14 protein-coding genes are annotated in these 16711 nt (G+C 70.1%); 9 read left to right on the top strand and 5 right to left on the bottom strand.

Annotated elements, in window-relative coordinates:
* On the top strand, positions 1-832 hold an 832-nt coding region (locus tag ABD378_RS22540), incomplete at its 5' end, for a helix-turn-helix transcriptional regulator (RefSeq protein ID WP_344522972.1).
* A gap of 79 nt (positions 833-911) precedes the next feature.
* Complete coding sequence (locus ABD378_RS22535; protein WP_344522970.1) at positions 912-1154, top strand: DUF6191 domain-containing protein; 243 nt, start codon at positions 912-914, stop codon at positions 1152-1154.
* Between the two features lie 16 nt (positions 1155-1170).
* Here ABD378_RS22535 and ABD378_RS22530 read toward each other — a convergent pair whose 3' ends face one another.
* Both ABD378_RS22530 and ABD378_RS22525 read right to left on the bottom strand, forming a co-directional pair.
* Entirely contained in the window at positions 1171-2343 is a 1173-nt protein-coding gene (locus ABD378_RS22530) for a PQQ-dependent sugar dehydrogenase (protein ID WP_344523082.1), read from the bottom strand.
* An 83-nt stretch (positions 2344-2426) separates the two neighbouring features.
* Positions 2427-3419 (bottom strand): aldo/keto reductase, encoded by a 993-nt coding sequence (locus ABD378_RS22525; protein WP_344522968.1) that lies wholly within the window; start codon positions 3417-3419, stop codon positions 2427-2429.
* 96 nt (positions 3420-3515) lie between these two features.
* Here ABD378_RS22525 and ABD378_RS22520 point away from each other — a divergent pair, with 96 nt between their 5' ends.
* From ABD378_RS22520 to serA, 6 genes are all read left to right on the top strand, one after another.
* Positions 3516-4466 (top strand): 2-hydroxyacid dehydrogenase, encoded by a 951-nt coding sequence (locus tag ABD378_RS22520; RefSeq protein ID WP_344522966.1) that lies wholly within the window; start codon positions 3516-3518, stop codon positions 4464-4466.
* 393 nt (positions 4467-4859) lie between these two features.
* Positions 4860-7796: a putative bifunctional diguanylate cyclase/phosphodiesterase gene (locus ABD378_RS22515; protein ID WP_386543791.1), complete on the top strand. Its 2937-nt coding sequence runs from the start codon at positions 4860-4862 to the stop codon at positions 7794-7796.
* Between the two features lie 233 nt (positions 7797-8029).
* Positions 8030-9877: an acetolactate synthase large subunit gene (locus tag ABD378_RS22510; RefSeq protein ID WP_344522964.1), complete on the top strand. Its 1848-nt coding sequence runs from the start codon at positions 8030-8032 to the stop codon at positions 9875-9877.
* 29 nt (positions 9878-9906) lie between these two features.
* Positions 9907-10434, top strand: coding sequence for an acetolactate synthase small subunit (gene ilvN / locus ABD378_RS22505; protein ID WP_160507374.1), 528 nt, complete (start codon positions 9907-9909; stop codon positions 10432-10434).
* 139 nt (positions 10435-10573) lie between these two features.
* Positions 10574-11572 carry a ketol-acid reductoisomerase gene (gene ilvC / locus ABD378_RS22500; protein ID WP_344522960.1) on the top strand — a complete coding sequence of 333 codons (999 nt, stop codon included), beginning with the start codon at positions 10574-10576 and terminating at the stop codon, positions 11570-11572.
* A gap of 263 nt (positions 11573-11835) precedes the next feature.
* Positions 11836-13440 (top strand): phosphoglycerate dehydrogenase, encoded by a 1605-nt coding sequence (serA, locus tag ABD378_RS22495; protein ID WP_344522958.1) that lies wholly within the window; start codon positions 11836-11838, stop codon positions 13438-13440.
* Between the two features lie 106 nt (positions 13441-13546).
* On the opposite strand, the gene ABD378_RS22490 is transcribed toward serA, so the two are convergent.
* The gene (locus ABD378_RS22490) at positions 13547-15109 is read right to left on the bottom strand and encodes an MFS transporter (RefSeq protein WP_344522956.1); all 1563 of its coding nucleotides are present in this window, start codon (positions 15107-15109) and stop codon (positions 13547-13549) included.
* Between the two features lie 97 nt (positions 15110-15206).
* Here ABD378_RS22490 and ABD378_RS22485 point away from each other — a divergent pair, with 97 nt between their 5' ends.
* A complete protein-coding gene (locus tag ABD378_RS22485; protein ID WP_344522954.1) occupies positions 15207-15791 on the top strand; it encodes a TetR/AcrR family transcriptional regulator in 585 nt (194 codons plus the stop codon).
* Between the two features lie 58 nt (positions 15792-15849).
* Here the strand turns inward: ABD378_RS22485 and ABD378_RS22480 are convergent, their stop codons facing one another.
* Complete coding sequence (locus ABD378_RS22480) at positions 15850-16230, bottom strand: hypothetical protein (protein WP_344522952.1); 381 nt, start codon at positions 16228-16230, stop codon at positions 15850-15852.
* 93 nt (positions 16231-16323) lie between these two features.
* Positions 16324-16711: PucR family transcriptional regulator (locus ABD378_RS22475; RefSeq protein WP_344522950.1), on the bottom strand; the 388-nt coding region annotated here is incomplete at its 5' end.

The following is a 16711-nucleotide window of genomic DNA, read 5'->3' as shown; positions in this document are numbered from 1 at the left end:
CGCCGACCTCGGCATCGCGGCGCCCGACCCCGACCGCGCGGCCGGCGTCGCAGCGGCGCGCGCCGAGCTCGAACAGGCCCTGGCCAAGGGCTTCCCGCCCGGCACCCAGCGCTACACCTGGCCCCTGCTGCTCGCCGCCGCCACCTCGGAGGCCGATACACGCGGCCTGCCCGCCGCCGAGCCCGGCCGGACCGAGGCCATCGACAGCATTCGACGGGCCGCCAAGAAACTCCCCTCACCCGTGCCGGTCTGGGCCGCCCACGAGAAGTGGGTACGCGCCGAACTCCTGCGCGCCGAGGACCGCGACACCCCCGCCGACTGGTCCGTCACGGTCACCGCGTTCGAACCCCTCGACCGCCCCTACGACCTGGCCCGCACCCGCCTCCGCCTGGCCGAGTCCCTCCTCGCCGCCTCTGCCGGCGTGGGCGCCGAAGCGGATCGTGAGCGCGCCGCCCGGCTGCTGCGGCAGGCCCGCGATGTCGCCGAGCGCCTCGGGGCCCGGCCCCTCGCGGAGTCCGTGGCCGGGCTCGCCCAGCGCGCCCGCCTCACCCTGAACGACCACGACCGCGCCACCGCGAGCGCCCACCTCACCCCGGTCGACCCCGCGGAGGCCCTCGGTCTCACCAGCCGGGAGCGGGACGTGCTCCGCCGTGTCGCCGCGGGCCGCAGCAACCGCCAGATCGCCGAGGAGCTCTTCATCTCCCCGAAGACGGCGAGCGTCCACGTCTCCAACATCCTCGCCAAGCTGGGCGTCGCCGGCCGGGGCGAGGCGGGGGCCCTGGCACACCGCCTGCGCCTGTTCCCCGCGGAACGCACACGACCCACCGCCTGACCTGCGCTTTCCCGGTCCCGGTGGGTTCCGGAGACGCTCGCTTACGCTGGTAGGAGGAACTCGGCCGCCAGGAGGCGCAGTGTTCAACCCGATCGAGCTTTTCCAGCCCGGCCGCAAACACACGGACGACGAGCAGAAGCGGCTGGAGCTGAGCCGGGTCGACGTGGCCGACGGCGACCCGGGCCGCGGCCCGATAGACCTGACCTCCGGCAAGGTGGTGGTGAGGGTGCCACAGCAGGCGGAGGCGGAGCCCGAGCCGGGTCCCGAGCCGGATTCCACTGTGGACGCCGACCCCGAGCCCTCGTCCTCGTCCGAGAAGTAGCCCGCTCCCCCTCGCCCTACTTCACCGTCACCTCGAGAATCTTGTCGTCCCCCTCCTCCGGGGTCCCCCGGGAATCCGTCTCGTTCGTCACCAGCCACAGCTTGTCCCCGCCCGCTGCGACGACCGTGCGCAGGCGGCCGTGCTCGCCCTTCAGGAAGGGCTGGGGTTCCACGGTGCCGTCCACGCCGCGGACCGGGATGCGCCACAGGCGCTCGCCGCGCAGGCCCGCCATCCAGACCGAGCCCTCGGCATAGGCGATGCCGCTGGGGGAGGCCTCTGAGGTCTTCCACTGGGCCACCGGGTTGTGGAAGCCGTTCTCGTCGCCCTTGCCCTCCACCTCCGGCCAGCCGTAGTTGTCGCCGGCCTTGATCTCGTTCAGTTCGTCCCAGGTGTCCTGGCCGAACTCCGCTGCCCAGAGCCGCTTCTCCTCGTCCCAGGCCAGGCCCTGCACATTGCGGTGGCCGTACGAATAGACAGGGGAGTCGCCGAAGGGGTTGCCGGGGGCCGGGTCGCCGTCCGCCGTCAGGCGGAGGATCTTGCCGCCAAGCGACTTCTTGTCCTGGGCCAGGCCCGTGTCGCCCGTCTCGCCCGTGCCCGCGTACAGCATCTTGTCCGGCCCGAAGGCGATCCGGCCGCCGTTGTGGACCACGCCCTTGGGGATGCCCTTGAAGACCGTGTCGGGCGCGCCAAGCTGCTGGCCGGAGGGCTTCTTCTCGTCGTACAGCATGCGGCTGATGCGGTTGTCCGACTCGGTGGTGAAGTACGCGTACACCATGTGGTCCGATGCGTACGCAGGAGAGAGCGCCAGGCCCATCAGGCCGCCCTCGCCCGCGGGGGAGACGCCGGGCACCGAGCCCAGTTCGGTCTTCTTGCCCGTCTTGCCGTCGACGCGCGTGATGGTCCCCTCGTCGCGTGAGGACACCAGCAAGTCCCCGCCCGGGAGCGGTGCGAGGCCCCACGGTGACTTCAGGTCCTCGGTGAGTGTCTTGGTGACCGTCGCCGATCCCTTCTCCGGCGGGGCGTCGCCGGCGCGCGGCTTTTCCGTGGATGTCTCGTCCGACTTCGCGGGGCTCGACTCGGCGCTCTTTGCGTTGTCCGGCGCGTCCGAGCCCCCGGACGAGCAACCGGCCGTGAGCACAAGGGCGGCGGCAGCCAATGCGGCCGTGACAGCAGGTCGTTGCACGATCAGGTTCCCTTCGACGCAGCGCTTCCACTGTTCATACACCGCTCGGTCCCCGCAGGTTCCCAACCCGCTTCACCGACGAGCGGACGTCATTCCCAGGATCCCATCGCCGACGGCAGTGCCGCGATCTCGGCCAGGTCCGCCCCGGTGAGCCGCATCGACGCCGCCCCGGCGTTCTGCACCGCCCAGCGCTCCCGCTTGGCCCCGGGAATCGGCACCACCTCGCGGCCCTGCGCGAGCACCCAGGCCAGCGCCACCTGCGCCGGTGTCGCCCCGTGCCGCTCGGCCACCCGGCGCAGGCCCACCACCAGCGGCTGGTTGGCCGCCATCATCTCGGCGGTGAAGCGGGGATGCCGGGCCCGCACGTCGTCCGGCTCGAAGCCCTGCCCCGGCGTCAGCGTCCCCGTGAGGAAACCGTTCCCCAGCGGCATCGCCGCCAGAAAGCCGACCCCACGCGCCGCGCACCACGGCAGCAGCGTCTCCAGCGCCTCCCGCGACCACACCGAGAGCTCGGCCTCCACCGCGCTGACCGGGAAGACCTGCTGGACCCGCTCAAGCTGCCGGATCGTTCCCTCGTGCAGCCCTCTGCCCTCGCGCCGCGATGCACGGGCGCCCACCGCGCACAGCCCAAGCGCCCGTACCTTCCCCGCGGCGACCAGCTCGGCCATCGCGCCCCAGGTCTCCTCGACGGGCACCTCGGGATCGGCGCGGTGCAGCTGGTACAGGTCGATCGTCTCGGTCTGCAGCCGCCGCAGCGACGCATCGCAGGCCCGCTTCACATAGCCGGGGCGGCCGTTGGCGACGATGTGCTGCTCGCCCACCAGGAGCCCGCACTTGGTGGACACGAAGGCCTCGGCCCGCCGCTCCTTCAGCGCACGCCCCACCAACAGCTCATTGGTGAACGGCCCGTACATGTCCGCCGTGTCCAGCAGGGTCGAGCCCTGGTCGAGCGCGGCATGCACCGTGCGCAACGACTCCTCGCCCCGCTGCCGGGAGCCGGTGTACGCCCAGCTCATCGGCATGCAGCCGAGCCCGACCGCACCCACCTCGAGCGCTGCCGCGCCGATCGTCCTGCGGTCCACCTGGCCGTGCCCTCCCACCTCTGTCCGAGCGGCCCCCAACGTAACCTCTGCCTCCCCCTACGCGGCGTGCGGCCTGTGCGCACTAGCCTCCTGACCATGACGACAGACGTATGGCTCCCCTATGCCCCGGACGAGATCGAAGGCCTGCCCGGAGCAGCCGATGCCGGGCTCAACTACCGGTTCTGGGACGGCGGCCCGGACTTCCCCGCGGACCCGGCCGACTGCGCGTTCTACGTAGTGCCCTACCTGAAGGGTCCGGAGATCGCCGTACGCCCGCTGCCCGAGATGACGTCCGTACGCGCCGTGCAGACACTCTCCGCGGGCATCGACCAGATGCAGTCCGGGCTCAAGTCCCTCGCCCCGGGTGTGCAGTTGTGCAATGCCAAGGGGGTGCATGAGGCCAGCACCGCCGAGCTCACGCTTGCCCTGATCCTCGCGTCCCTGCGCGGCATCCCCCGGTTCGTGGAAGGGCAGCGGCAGGAGGAGTGGCGGTCCGGGTTCTATCCGGCGCTCGCCGACAAGTCCGTGCTCATCGTGGGCTACGGATCGATCGGTTCCGCCATCGAGGACCGGCTCGCCCCCTTCGAGTGCGCGCGGGTGGCGCGCGTCGCGCGCTCTGCACGTGCCACGGAGCGCGGTCCCGTGCACCCCCTCACCGAACTGCCGGCGCTGCTGCCCGAGGCCGATGTGGTCATCCTCTCCACGCCCCTCACCGACACGACACGTGGCCTGGTGAGCGCCGACTTCCTGGCCCGCATGAGGGACGGCGCCCTGCTGGTGAACGTCGCGCGCGGACCCGTCGTCGACACCAAGGCGCTCCTGGCCGAACTGGAGAGCGGCCGGATCACCGCCGCCCTCGATGTCACCGATCCGGAACCGCTGCCCGCAGGTCACCCCCTGTGGCACGCTCCTGGAGTGCTCGTCAGCCCGCACGTGGGCGGATCGACCTCCGCCTTCCTGCCCCGCGCCAAGCGCCTGCTCGCCGCGCAGCTGACCCGCTACGTCGCCGGGGAACCCCTCGGGAACGTCGTCCTGACAATCGAGTAGCCCACCAAGCCGCCGTCGCTCAGGGAAAGTTCGAGCACGCTCCGCACCCGTGTGCGTGCGCCCCGTGTCCGTAACTCCGTTGGCAGTCACGGAGCGTAGAGAAGCTATGTCCCTGAGTGACGAGACTGGTGTATCGTCCCGACAGGGGCTGCGCCGTGGACCGTTCGGCGCCGGGGACGAGACACCAGACGCGAGACATCAGACGCGAGGGGGGCGACGGGCGATGCACGGCCAATGGGCGAACGATCCGACGCGACGAGGCCGTCGGCGGCGACTCTCACGCGCACGGGCTCGCAGCCGCACGCGCGACGGATACGCACGCGAAGTGGTCCCGGGGCCGATCAGTCACGGGAGGCGGACGGACACGGGAGCGGCACGGACCAGGGCGGCCCGGTGAGCACCCGTCCGTCACCCGCCACCGCCCTGGAGGGCGGCGGAGGTCTGACGGCGCCGATGCCACCCGGAGCGCCACTGACCCGTCGCCCCGCCTCCGCCGGCGGTGCGGGCCTGGTGTCCCAGATCGCGCTCCTCGTGATCTGCGGCGGGTATGCCACCGGGGCCGCGCTCGGCTGGGGTTCGACCCGAGCGGCCCTGATCATGGGCGACTTCGGTCTGAGCGTCGCCGCCGCGGCCGCCGCGGTCTCCTGCTTCCGCTACTCACGCACCCGGCGCAGCCGCTTTCGACCCGCATGGCTCCTGTTCGCGCTCTCCTCCGCGATGGCGGCCCTGGGCAACGGCGTATGGGGCTGGTACGAGGTCGTGCTGGAACAGCCCGTGCCGAGCCCTGGCCTCGCCGACCTGTTCTTCCTCTGCTTCGCGCCGCCCGCCATCATCGGCCTGCTCGTGCTCGCCAAGCGCCCGGTGACCAGGGCCGGTTGGGTCTGCCTGGCCCTCGACGCCTGGCTCATCGGCGGCTCGCTGCTCACGCTCTCCTGGAGCCTGGCGCTCGCGCACACGGCACAGTTCGAGGGCCAGAGCGTCGCACATGCCGCGCTCTCGCTCGCCTACCCCCTGCTCGACATCGCGTTGGTCAGCATGGTCCTCGCGCTGCACTTCAGACGATCCTCCGCCAACCGCACGGCGGTGAACACGGCGATCGGCGCCCTCGCGCTGACGGTCATGTGCGACGCGATGTTCACCTCGCCGCTGCTGCACGCCAGTTACCGCTCGGGGCAGATGCTGGACGCGGGCTGGTTCGCGGGATCACTGCTCCTCGCGTACGCGCCCTGGGCGGCGCCCTGGCATAAGCACGCGGACAGCGCGCAGCACGCGCGCGTGGAGCACGACGGCGCCCCCAAGGGCGTGCGGGCCGCCGCCACCCGGCCGATCGCCGGATCGCTGGCCGCGCTCACGCCGTATCTGGCCGCCGCCGTCTGCACGTTGGGAATTCTCTACAACGTGCTCAGCGGTCGCAGCGTCGACGAAGTCGTGCTCTTCACGGCGGGCACGGTCGTGCTCGCCCTGGTCGTGCGCCAGGGCATCATGCTCCTGGACAACATCACCCTCACCCAGGAACTGGCCCAGAAGGAGAACCACTTCCGCTCCCTGGTCCAGGGTTCGAGCGACGTCATCATGATCGCCGCTCCGAACGGCATCCTTCACTACGTCAGTCCGGCCGCCTCCGGGGTGTACGGCCGGGAGGCCGATGAGCTCGTCGGCTCCGAACTGGCCTCGCTCATGCACCCCGAGGACCTGGGCCGCGTGGTCCACGAAGTCCGCAGATTCCTCACCGCGAACCCCGTCGAAGAGCCCACGACCCGCATCGAGTGCCGCTTCAAGTCCGGCGGCGGCGACTGGCTGAACGTGGAGTCCACGGTCAACCGTCACCAGGGCGGCCTCATCTTCAACAGCCGTGACGTCACCGAACGGGTCCGTCTGCAGGCGCAGTTGCAGCACAACGCCGAGCACGACCCGCTCACCGACCTGCCCAACCGCGCCCTGTTCACCCGCCGGGTCGGCCAGGCGCTCACCGGCCGCAGAGTCACCGACCGGGGCACGGCCGTGCTCTTCATCGACCTGGACGGCTTCAAGGCGGTCAACGACACCATCGGCCATCAAGCGGGGGACGAGCTGCTGATCCAGGCGGCCCGTCGCCTTCAGGAGGCCGTCAGGTCCGGAGATTGCGCGGCCCGGCTTGGCGGCGACGAATTCGCCGCGCTCATCGTGGGCGACGGCACCCGCGACCAGGCGGCGCGCGAGCAGCACATCTACGAACTCGCCGACCGTCTCAGAATCACCCTCTCCCAGCCCTACGCGATCGACGGCAACGACGTGCGCGTGGCGGCGTCCATCGGCGTGGCCTTCGCCGAACCGGGCATCGGCGCGGGCGAGTTGCTGCGCAACGCCGACCTTGCGATGTACCGCGCCAAGGCCGCGGGCAAGGGCCGCGTCGAGCTGTACGCCCCCCAGATGCAGGCCGATGTCGTACGCAAGGCGGAGCTGGCGACGCGGCTGCGCACCGCCCTGCACGACGGCGAGTTCGCGCTGCTCCACCAGCCGGTGGTCTCCCTGGACGACGGGCGCATCACGTCGGTCGCCGCCCAGGCGCGCTGGCGCTCGGCACAGGGCATCCTCTTCACCCCCGCCGAGTTCCTGCGCGTGGCCGACAGCGCGGACTCCCAGGAAGGTGCCCGCACCGCGGAGCTCGGCCGGTGGGTGCTTGAGGAAGCCGTCCAGCAGGCCGCCGAGCGCGGGCGCACGGGTCACGCGACGCCCGTCGCCGTCCGTATCAGCGCGCGGCGCCTCCTGGACCGCTCCATGCCGCTCGGCTCCATCGAGGCGCTCCTCACCCGGCACGGGCTGCCGTCCGGGGCGCTCATCATCGAGCTGGCCGACAGTGACCCGCGTGTCCCGCTGGACGATCTGGAGCGCCGTCTGACCTCCCTGCGCAGGCTCGGCGTACGCATCGCCCTGGACGGCTTCGGGAGCGGCTACGCGGCCATCACCGCACTGCGCCGGCTCCCCGTCGACGTACTGAAGCTGGACCGCAGCCTCATCGAGGGCGTCGTCGAGTCCGCGCGGCTGCACAAGATCACCGCCGGTCTGCTGCGCATCGCCACCGATCTGGGGCTGCGCTCCGTGGCCGATGGAGTCGATCTGCCGGAGCAGGTCATCGCCCTGCGCGCGATGGGCTGCACACACGGACAGGGCATGGCGTTCTCCGGGCCGCTCGACGAGTACCGCCTGCGGCGTGCGCTGTCGCTCGGCGAGTATCCGGTGCCGCTCGGGCCGGTGGAGCCGGTCTTCGCGGGCGGCCCTCCGTTGGCGTACGGAGGAGGTGTCGAGTCCTTCGCCCGCTCACATAATGAGACCCCCGTCCCACCTACTTGACAGGCACTGTGCGCTGGGGAGAGGGTCAATGCCATGCGCACCCGAATTCTCGTACTTGGAAAGCGCGTCGGCTGAAGCTGGGACTGACCGGTCCGAACACCGGAATCCCAGTACCCGCTCCGACGCGCTCCCCTCGCTTGCCTCACGGCACGAGGGGTTTTTTGTTGCACCGGCACCCGCCAAATCACCGCAAACACCCCGCAAAAACCCTTAGCTTCGAGAAGAGAATGCCGATGACCGAGCAGGCCACCGGGGCTCACCATCCGCAGCCGCGGCCCCGATCCTCAGGACAGCAGTCCGCCCCCGTCGAGCACGTCACGGGTGCGCAGTCCCTCATTCGTTCTCTCGAGGAAGTCGGGGCCGACACGGTATTCGGCATTCCCGGCGGCGCCATCCTTCCCGCCTACGACCCGATGATGGACTCCACTCGCGTCCGTCACGTCCTGGTCCGGCACGAGCAGGGCGCGGGCCACGCGGCCACCGGTTACGCGCAGGCCACCGGCAAGGTCGGGGTGTGCATGGCGACGAGCGGGCCCGGTGCCACCAACCTCGTCACGCCGATCGCCGACGCCCACATGGACTCCGTTCCCATGGTCGCGATCACCGGCCAGGTGGCCTCCAAGGCGATCGGCACGGACGCCTTCCAGGAGGCGGACATCGTCGGCATCACGATGCCGATCACCAAGCACAACTTCCTGGTCACCAAGGCGGAGGACATCCCGCGGACCATCGCGGAGGCCTTCCACATCGCCTCCACGGGCCGCCCGGGTCCCGTCCTGGTCGACATCGCCAAGGACGCCCTCCAGGCGCAGACCACCTTCCAGTGGCCGCCCACCCAGGACCTGCCCGGCTACCGCCCGGTGACCAAGCCGCACGCCAAGCAGATCCGCGAGGCCGCCAAGCTGATCACCGCCGCCAAGCGGCCCGTCCTCTACGTCGGCGGCGGCGTCCTGAAGGCCCACGCCACCGCCGAGCTGAAGGTCCTCGCAGAACTCACCGGAGCGCCCGTCACCACCACACTGATGGCGCTCGGCGCATTCCCCGACAGTCACAAGCTGCACGTGGGAATGCCGGGCATGCACGGAGCGGTCACCGCCGTCACCGCGCTGCAGAAGGCCGACCTGATCGTCGCCCTCGGAGCCCGCTTCGACGACCGTGTCACCGGCAAGCTGGACAGCTTCGCGCCCTTCGCGAAGATCGTCCACGCCGACATCGACCCGGCCGAGATCGGCAAGAACCGCGCCGCCGACGTGCCGATCGTCGGAGACGCCCGCGAGGTCATCGCCGACCTGATCCAGGCGGTCCAGGCCGAGCACACCGCGGGCCAGCAGGGCGACTACACCGCATGGTGGAAGGACCTCAACCGCTGGCGCGACACCTACCCGCTGGGCTACGACCAGCCCGAGGACGGCTCGCTCTCCCCCCAGCAGGTCATCGAGCGCGTCGGAAAGCTGGCCCCGGAGGGCACGATCTTCGCGGCCGGCGTCGGCCAGCACCAGATGTGGGCCGCCCACTTCATCGACTACGAGCAGCCCGCCACCTGGCTCAACTCCGGCGGCGCGGGAACGATGGGGTACGCGGTCCCGGCCGCGATGGGCGCCAAGGCCGGTCAGCCCGACCGCACGGTCTGGGCGATCGACGGCGACGGCTGCTTCCAGATGACCAATCAGGAACTGACCACCTGCGCCCTGAACAACATCCCGATCAAGGTCGCCATCATCAACAACGGCGCCCTCGGCATGGTCCGCCAGTGGCAGACGCTGTTCTACAACCAGCGTTACTCCAACACCGTGCTGCACAGCGGCCCCGAGGACATCGGCCCCAACAAGGGCACCCGCGTCCCGGACTTCGTGAAGCTGTCGGAGGCCATGGGCTGCGTGGCGCTGCGCTGCGAGCGCCCCGAGGACCTCGACAAGGTCATCGCAGAGGCCAATGCCATCAACGACCGCCCCGTCGTGGTCGACTTCATCGTCCACGAGGACGCCCAGGTCTGGCCGATGGTCGCCGCCGGCACCTCGAACGACGAGGTCATGGCCGCCCGCGGGGTCCGCCCCGACTTCGGCGACAACGAAGACGACTGAGACCGAGAGCGAAAGAGAGACCACGAGTCATGTCCACCAAGCACACGCTCTCCGTCCTGGTCGAGAACAAGCCCGGTGTCCTCGCCCGGATCACCGCCCTGTTCTCCCGCCGCGGCTTCAACATCGACTCCCTGGCCGTGGGCGTCACCGAGCACCCCGACATCTCACGCATCACCATCGTCGTGAACGTCGAGGACCTGCCGCTCGAACAGGTCACCAAGCAGCTCAACAAGCTCGTCAACGTCCTGAAGATCGTCGAACTGGAGCCGGCCGGCGCCGTGGCGCGCGAACTGGTCCTCGCCAAGGTCCGCGCCGACAACGAGACGCGCTCGCAGATCGTCGAGATCGTCCAGCTGTTCCGCGCCAAGACCGTGGACGTCTCGCCCGAGGCGGTCACCATCGAGGCCACCGGATCCAGCGACAAGCTGGAGGCGATGCTCAAGATGCTGGAACCCTTCGGCATCAAGGAGCTCGTCCAGTCCGGCACCATCGCGATCGGCCGCGGCTCCCGCTCCATCACGGACCGCAGCCTGCGGGCGCTCGACCGCTCGGCCTGACTGAGCCGGAACAGGCCGGTTCAGGCCAGAACAGGCCTGAACCGGCCGCAGGGCCCGCCCGCATACCGAGACCGTAAAACTTCCCTCCCCCGCCCGCCGTACGGTGGGTCGCAACACCAGCACACATAGGAGATTTCCAGTGGCCGAGCTGTTCTACGACGACGACGCCGACCTGTCCATCATCCAGGGCCGCAAGGTCGCGGTCATCGGATACGGCAGCCAGGGCCACGCCCACGCGCTGTCGCTCCGTGACTCGGGTGTCGACGTCCGTGTCGGTCTGCACGAGGGCTCCAAGTCCAAGGCCAAGGCCGAGGAGCAGGGCCTGCGCGTGGTGACTCCCTCGGAGGCCGCCGCCGAGGCCGACGTCATCATGATCCTGGTCCCGGACCCGATCCAGGCCCAGGTCTACGAGGAGTCCATCAAGGACAACCTCAAGGACGGCGACGCGCTGTTCTTCGGCCACGGCCTGAACATCCGCTTCGGCTTCATCAAGGCCCCCGAGGGCGTCGACGTCTGCATGGTCGCCCCGAAGGGCCCGGGCCACCTGGTCCGCCGCCAGTACGAGGAAGGCCGCGGCGTCCCGTGCATCGCGGCCGTCGAGCAGGACGCGACCGGCAACGGCTTCGCGCTGGCCCTCTCGTACGCCAAGGGCATCGGCGGCACGCGTGCGGGCGTCATCAAGACGACCTTCACCGAGGAGACCGAGACCGACCTGTTCGGCGAGCAGGCCGTGCTCTGCGGTGGCACCGCGGCGCTGGTCAAGGCGGGCTTCGAGACGCTGACCGAGGCCGGCTACCAGCCGGAGATCGCGTACTTCGAGTGCCTCCACGAGCTGAAGCTCATCGTGGACCTCATGTACGAGGGCGGCCTGGAGAAGATGCGCTGGTCGATCTCCGAGACCGCCGAGTGGGGCGACTACGTCACCGGCCCGCGCATCATCACGGACGCCACCAAGGCCGAGATGAAGAAGGTCCTGACCGAGATCCAGGACGGCACCTTCGCCAAGCAGTGGATGGACGAGTACCACGGCGGTCTGAAGAAGTACAACGAGTACAAGACCCAGGACGAGAACCACCTCCTGGAGACCACAGGCAAGGAGCTCCGGAAGCTCATGTCGTGGGTGAACGAAGAGGCGTAAGCCGTACGACGTGAGGGCCGGGACCGCAGTCCCGGCCCTCACGTCGATCACCGGAAGGGCCGTGGACGACGTCGTTGTCCACCCCGTCCAGCCACGGACGGGTGATCCTTCCACCGAGGCGTAAGACTCCCGTCAGGACGCCACTACACTGCTTTCAACATTCGCGTCAGGCCCACAGCGTCGTGCGTCTTCCACGCGGCTAGCACCCTCCACCGCATGCGGCCGTCGGGACGGCCGTCCGCATTGGACTTGTGAGGACTCACGTGAGCACTGCTGCCAACGGCAAACCGGTCGTACTCATCGCTGAAGAGCTGTCGCCCGCCACTGTCGACGCCTTGGGCCCGGACTTCGAGATCCGTCAGTGCAACGGCGCTGACCGCGCCGAGCTGCTGCCCGCCATCGCCGACGTGGACGCCATCCTGGTCCGCTCCGCGACCAAGGTCGACGCCGAGGCCATCGCGGCCGCCAAGAAGCTGAAGGTCGTCGCCCGCGCGGGCGTGGGCCTGGACAACGTGGACGTGTCCGCCGCCACCAAGGCCGGCGTCATGGTGGTGAACGCACCCACCTCGAACATCGTCACCGCAGCCGAGCTCGCCTGTGGCCTGCTCATCGCCACCGCCCGCAACATCCCCCAGGGCAGCCAGGCGCTCAAGGCCGGCGAGTGGAAGCGCTCCAAGTACACGGGCGTCGAGCTCGCCGAGAAGACCCTCGGTGTCGTGGGCCTCGGCCGCATCGGCGCGCTTGTCGCGCAGCGCATGAGCGCCTTCGGCATGAAGGTCGTCGCGTACGACCCGTACGTACAGCCCGCGCGTGCCGCGCAGATGGGCGTCAAGGTCCTCACGCTCGACGAGCTGCTCGAGGTCTCGGACTTCATCACCGTGCACCTGCCCAAGACCCCCGAGACGGTCGGTCTGATCGGCGACGACGCCCTGCACAAGGTCAAGCCCGCCGTCCGCATCGTGAACGCCGCGCGCGGCGGGATCGTCGACGAGGAGGCGCTGTACTCGGCGCTGAAGGAGGGCCGCGTCGCGGGCGCCGGTCTGGACGTGTACGCGAAGGAGCCCTGCACGGACTCCCCGCTCTTCCAGTTCGACCAGGTCGTCTGCACGCCGCACCTCGGTGCCTCCACGGACGAGGCGCAGGAGAAGGCGGGCGTCTCCGTCGCCAAGTCGGTGCGCCTGGCCCTCGCGGGCGAGTTGGTCCCGGACGCCGTGAACGTCCAGGGCGGCGTCATCGCCGAGGACGTGCGCCCCGGTCTGCCGCTCGCCGAGAAGCTCGGCCGGATCTTCACCGCCCTCGTGGGCGAGGTCGCCGCGCGGCTCGACGTCGAGGTGTACGGCGAGATCACCCAGCACGACGTGAAGGTGCTCGAACTCTCCGCGCTCAAGGGCGTGTTCGAGGACGTCGTCGACGAGACCGTGAGCTACGTCAACGCGCCTCTCTTCGCCCAGGAGCGTGGCGTCGAGGTCCGCCTCACCACGAGCTCGGAGTCCCCGGACCACCGCAACGTGGTCACGGTGCGCGGCACGCTGACCGGCGGCGAGGAGGTCTCGGTCTCCGGCACGCTGGCCGGACCCAAGCACCTGCAGAAGATCGTCGCCATCGGCGAGTACGACGTGGACCTGGCCCTCGCCGAGCACATGGTCGTCCTGCGGTACGCGGACCGTCCCGGTGTCGTCGGCACCGTCGGCCGTGTCCTCGGTGAGGCGGGCATCAACATCGGCGGCATGCAGGTCGCTCGCGCTGACGTGGGCGGCGAGGCGCTCGCCGTGCTCACCGTCGACGACTCGGTGCCGCAGTCGGTGCTCAATGAGCTGGCCGAGGAGATCGGTGCGGAGTCCGCTCGCGCGGTGAACCTCACGGACTAGTTGCCCCGCGGCTTCGCTGCCGGTTCATCACCGGCTTCGCCGAGTTCGTCCTCAAACGCCGGACGGGCTGGATAACTCCAGCCCGTCCGGCGTTTGGCGTTCGGCCTCAGACCAGGGCCCTCTCCGGCTCGGGCTCTGCGGCCTCCGCGGCTTCCGCGGGCTTGACCCGGCGCAAGGCCACCGCTGCCAGGACCGCCGCGGCGGCCAGGACCACCGCCCCGCTGAGCGCCGCGACATGCATCCCGCTGGTGAACGCCTCCCGTGCCGCGGCGGCCAGCGCTGAAGCCGCCTTGTCCGGCATGTGCTGGGCCACCGCAAGCGCGCCACCGAGCGTCTCGTGCGCCTCGGCCGGGGCCGCGTCCGGCATCTCGCTCCGGTAGACCGCGTTGCCGATGGAGCCGAGCAGGGCCATGCCGAGCGCGCCGCCGAACTCCTGGCCCGTCTCCAGGAGCGAGGAGGCGGAGCCCGCCTTCTCGGCCGGGGCCGAGCCGAGGGCCAGGTCGGTGAGCTGTGAGCCGATGACCACGGCGCCGCAGGCCAGGAGCCCGGCGGCGGCCAGGACCGTCCACATCGAGTCCGTGCCGGTCAGGGTCAGCAGGCCGAATCCGCAGGCCGAGACGGCGAAGCCGGACGAGACGACGTAGGCGCGGTTCATGCCCCGCTGCACCAGAGCCGTGGCGACCGGTGCGGCGAAGCCGATGAGGACCGAGGGGAGCAGCGCCCACAGCGCGGCCTCCATGGCGCTCTTGCCGAGGACGGACTGCAGATACTGCGTGGTGAAGTAGGCCGAACCCATCATCGCCAGGGTTGAGATGAGGTTCAGGAGGACCGCCGGGGCGAATCCGCGGCCACGGAACAGGGCGGGGGAGATCAGCGGGGACGCCGTGGTGCGCTGGCGGTGGACGAAGAGGGCGGCGAAGACGAGGCCGGCGGCGAGCGAGGCGACGTACGCGGGCTCCGGGCCCTCGGCGGCGATCTCCTTGAGGCCGTAGACGACGGGCAGCACGGCGGCCATGGACAGCGGCACGCTCAGCAGGTCGAAGCGGCCCGGCTTCGGGTCCTTGAACTCGGGGATGAGGACCGGGGCGAGCACCAGGAGCATCACCATCGCGGGCAGGTTGACCAGGAAGACCGAGCCCCACCAGAAGTGCTCGACCAGGACGCCGCTCATCACCGAGCCGAGCGCGATGCCGGCGACCATCACGCCGGTCCAGATGCCGATCGCCTTCGCGCGCTGTCCGGCGTCACGGAACATCGTGCGTACGAGCGCCATCGTCGACGGCATCAGGGTCGCGCCGCCGATGCCGAGGACCGCGCGGGCGGCGATGAGCAGCTCGGCGCTGTTGGCGTAGGCGGCGGTCAGGGAGGCCGCGCCGAAGGCGGCGGCGCCGAACATGAGCAGCTTGCGGCGGCCGATGCGGTCGCCGAGCGAGCCCATCGTCATCAGCAGTCCGGCGAGCACGAACGCGTAGATGTCGAAGATCCACAGCTGCTGGGTGCCGCTGGGCTCCAGGTCGGCGCTGATCGCGGGGACCGCGAAGTAGAGGACCGAGACGTCCATCGAGACCAGGAGCAGCGGCAGCATCAGGACGGCGAGAGCGGTCCACTCCTTGCGGCCCGCGCGCTCCGGGACCGTCGAATTCGCTTGTTCGTGCGTCGAGTTCGTCATGGGCAGGACTGTACGGACGTCTTAAACGCTTGTCTAGTACGCGTGTGTAAAACGATGGTCTGGGACGAACGTATGGATCGGGAGTAGGCTGCCCCGCATGGGACACCGTGAGGATCTGCTCGAAGGCGCCAAGCGCTGCCTGCTGGAGAAGGGGTTCGTGCGTACGACCGCGCGCGACATCGTGAAGGAGTCCGGGACCAACCTGGCGTCCATCGGCTACCACTACGGCTCGAAGGACGCGCTCCTCGTGGAGGCGTTCGTCGCGCTCGTCGAGAAGGCGGGCGGCGGCTTCGACGACACTCCCGGCGGAGAGAGCGCCACGAAGGACGGCTCACTGGAGCGATTCGAGGAGGTCTGGCAGAACGTCCTGCGTACGTTCCCCCAGTCCCGCTCCATCTGGATGCTGACCTTCGAGGTCATCACGCAGGGCGAGCGGCTCGCCGGAGTCCGCGAGCTCCTGGTCAAGGCGCAGCGGGAAGGGCGCAGCGGGCTCACGGCGGTGTTCACCGGAATCGAGGAGAGCGTCATCCCGGACGACGTGGTGGAGACAGAGGGCCGCTTCTATACGACGCTGCTCAACGGCCTGATGGTCCAGTGGCTCTTCGACCCGGATTCGGCGACCAGCGCCGAGCAGCTCACCGAGGGCATGAGGCGCGTGATGGGGCGGGCGTCAGAGGCCTGAAACGCCGATGGTGCGGGCGGCGTCGTGCCGCCCGCACCACCGTGGAGATGCCTTCAGGTCAGGCGCCGATGCCCCACTTGAGGCACGCCTCGGGGACGTAGCCCTTCACGTTCGTGCCGTTCGTGATGCCGTACTGCCACTTGGTGCTCGTCTTGCCGCACAGCGTGTACTTCTGCCCCGTGATCGACTTGCCGTCGTTGCAGAGGAAGCCCTTCTTGCCCTTGTTCCACTGACCCTTGGCGGTGGCGTTCACCTTCGCGTGGGTGCGCACCTTCACGGTCTGCTTGGCGGGAACGTTCGTGAGGCCGTTGAGGCAGCTGGGAGCCGCGGCGGCGGACACCGGCGCGGAGGGCGTCTGCGCCACGGCGATGCCGCCGGTGAGGGTGGTGCCGACAAGGGCGGCAGCGGCGACGGCGGGTCCCAACAACTTGAATTTCATTGGGTGTTCGTTCTCCCCTGTGGAGTTGCGTAAGTGGTCGGGGGAGACGTTATCCCGTCATGATCACGCCGGCCGCGTTCTGTGGCCGTGCCCTTACAGTCGTGACGCTTTCAGGACCATGTGCAGCAGCAGCCGGTCCTCGCCGTCGTCCAGGTCGAGGCCCGTGAGCTGCTCCACGCGCGACAGACGGTAGTAGAGCGTCTGGCGGTGGATGCCCAACTCCGCTGCCGTGCGCCCCGCTTGGCCCGCGCAGTCGAGGAACACCTCGGCAGTGCGGGCGAGTTCGCGGTGGGCGGGGGAGAGGAGTGCGCGGGCCACCGGGTCCTGGGCGGCCTCCGCGGGCAGGGAGGTGAGCAGGCGATAGGGGCCCACGTCCGACCACTGGGCCACCGGGGCGAAGCGTGGTTCGGCGCGGGCCGCGCGGGCCGCCGTCGAGGCCTCCCGCCAGGCGGCGCCGAGCTCGTCGAGGCCGTGCCGGGCG

The sequence above is a fragment of the Streptomyces rectiviolaceus genome, assembly GCF_039533825.1.
GTDB classification, from domain to species: Bacteria; Actinomycetota; Actinomycetes; order Streptomycetales; family Streptomycetaceae; genus Streptomyces; species Streptomyces rectiviolaceus.
This window is presented reverse-complemented; position numbering and strand designations above follow the sequence as displayed.

What these genes read in the sequence shown, in the direction of transcription:
- ABD378_RS22520 (WP_344522966.1), top strand. Translation starts at nt 3,516, where the DNA reads ATGACGACAGACGTATGGCTCCCCTATGCCCCGGACGAGATCGAAGGC.
- ABD378_RS22510 (WP_344522964.1), top strand. Translation starts at nt 8,030, where the DNA reads ATGACCGAGCAGGCCACCGGGGCTCACCATCCGCAGCCGCGGCCCCGA.
- ilvN (WP_160507374.1), top strand. Translation starts at nt 9,907, where the DNA reads ATGTCCACCAAGCACACGCTCTCCGTCCTGGTCGAGAACAAGCCCGGT.
- ABD378_RS22490 (WP_344522956.1), bottom strand. Translation starts at nt 15,109, where the DNA reads ATGACGAACTCGACGCACGAACAAGCGAATTCGACGGTCCCGGAGCGC.
- ABD378_RS22485 (WP_344522954.1), top strand. Translation starts at nt 15,207, where the DNA reads ATGGGACACCGTGAGGATCTGCTCGAAGGCGCCAAGCGCTGCCTGCTG.
- ABD378_RS22480 (WP_344522952.1), bottom strand. Translation starts at nt 16,230, where the DNA reads ATGAAATTCAAGTTGTTGGGACCCGCCGTCGCCGCTGCCGCCCTTGTC.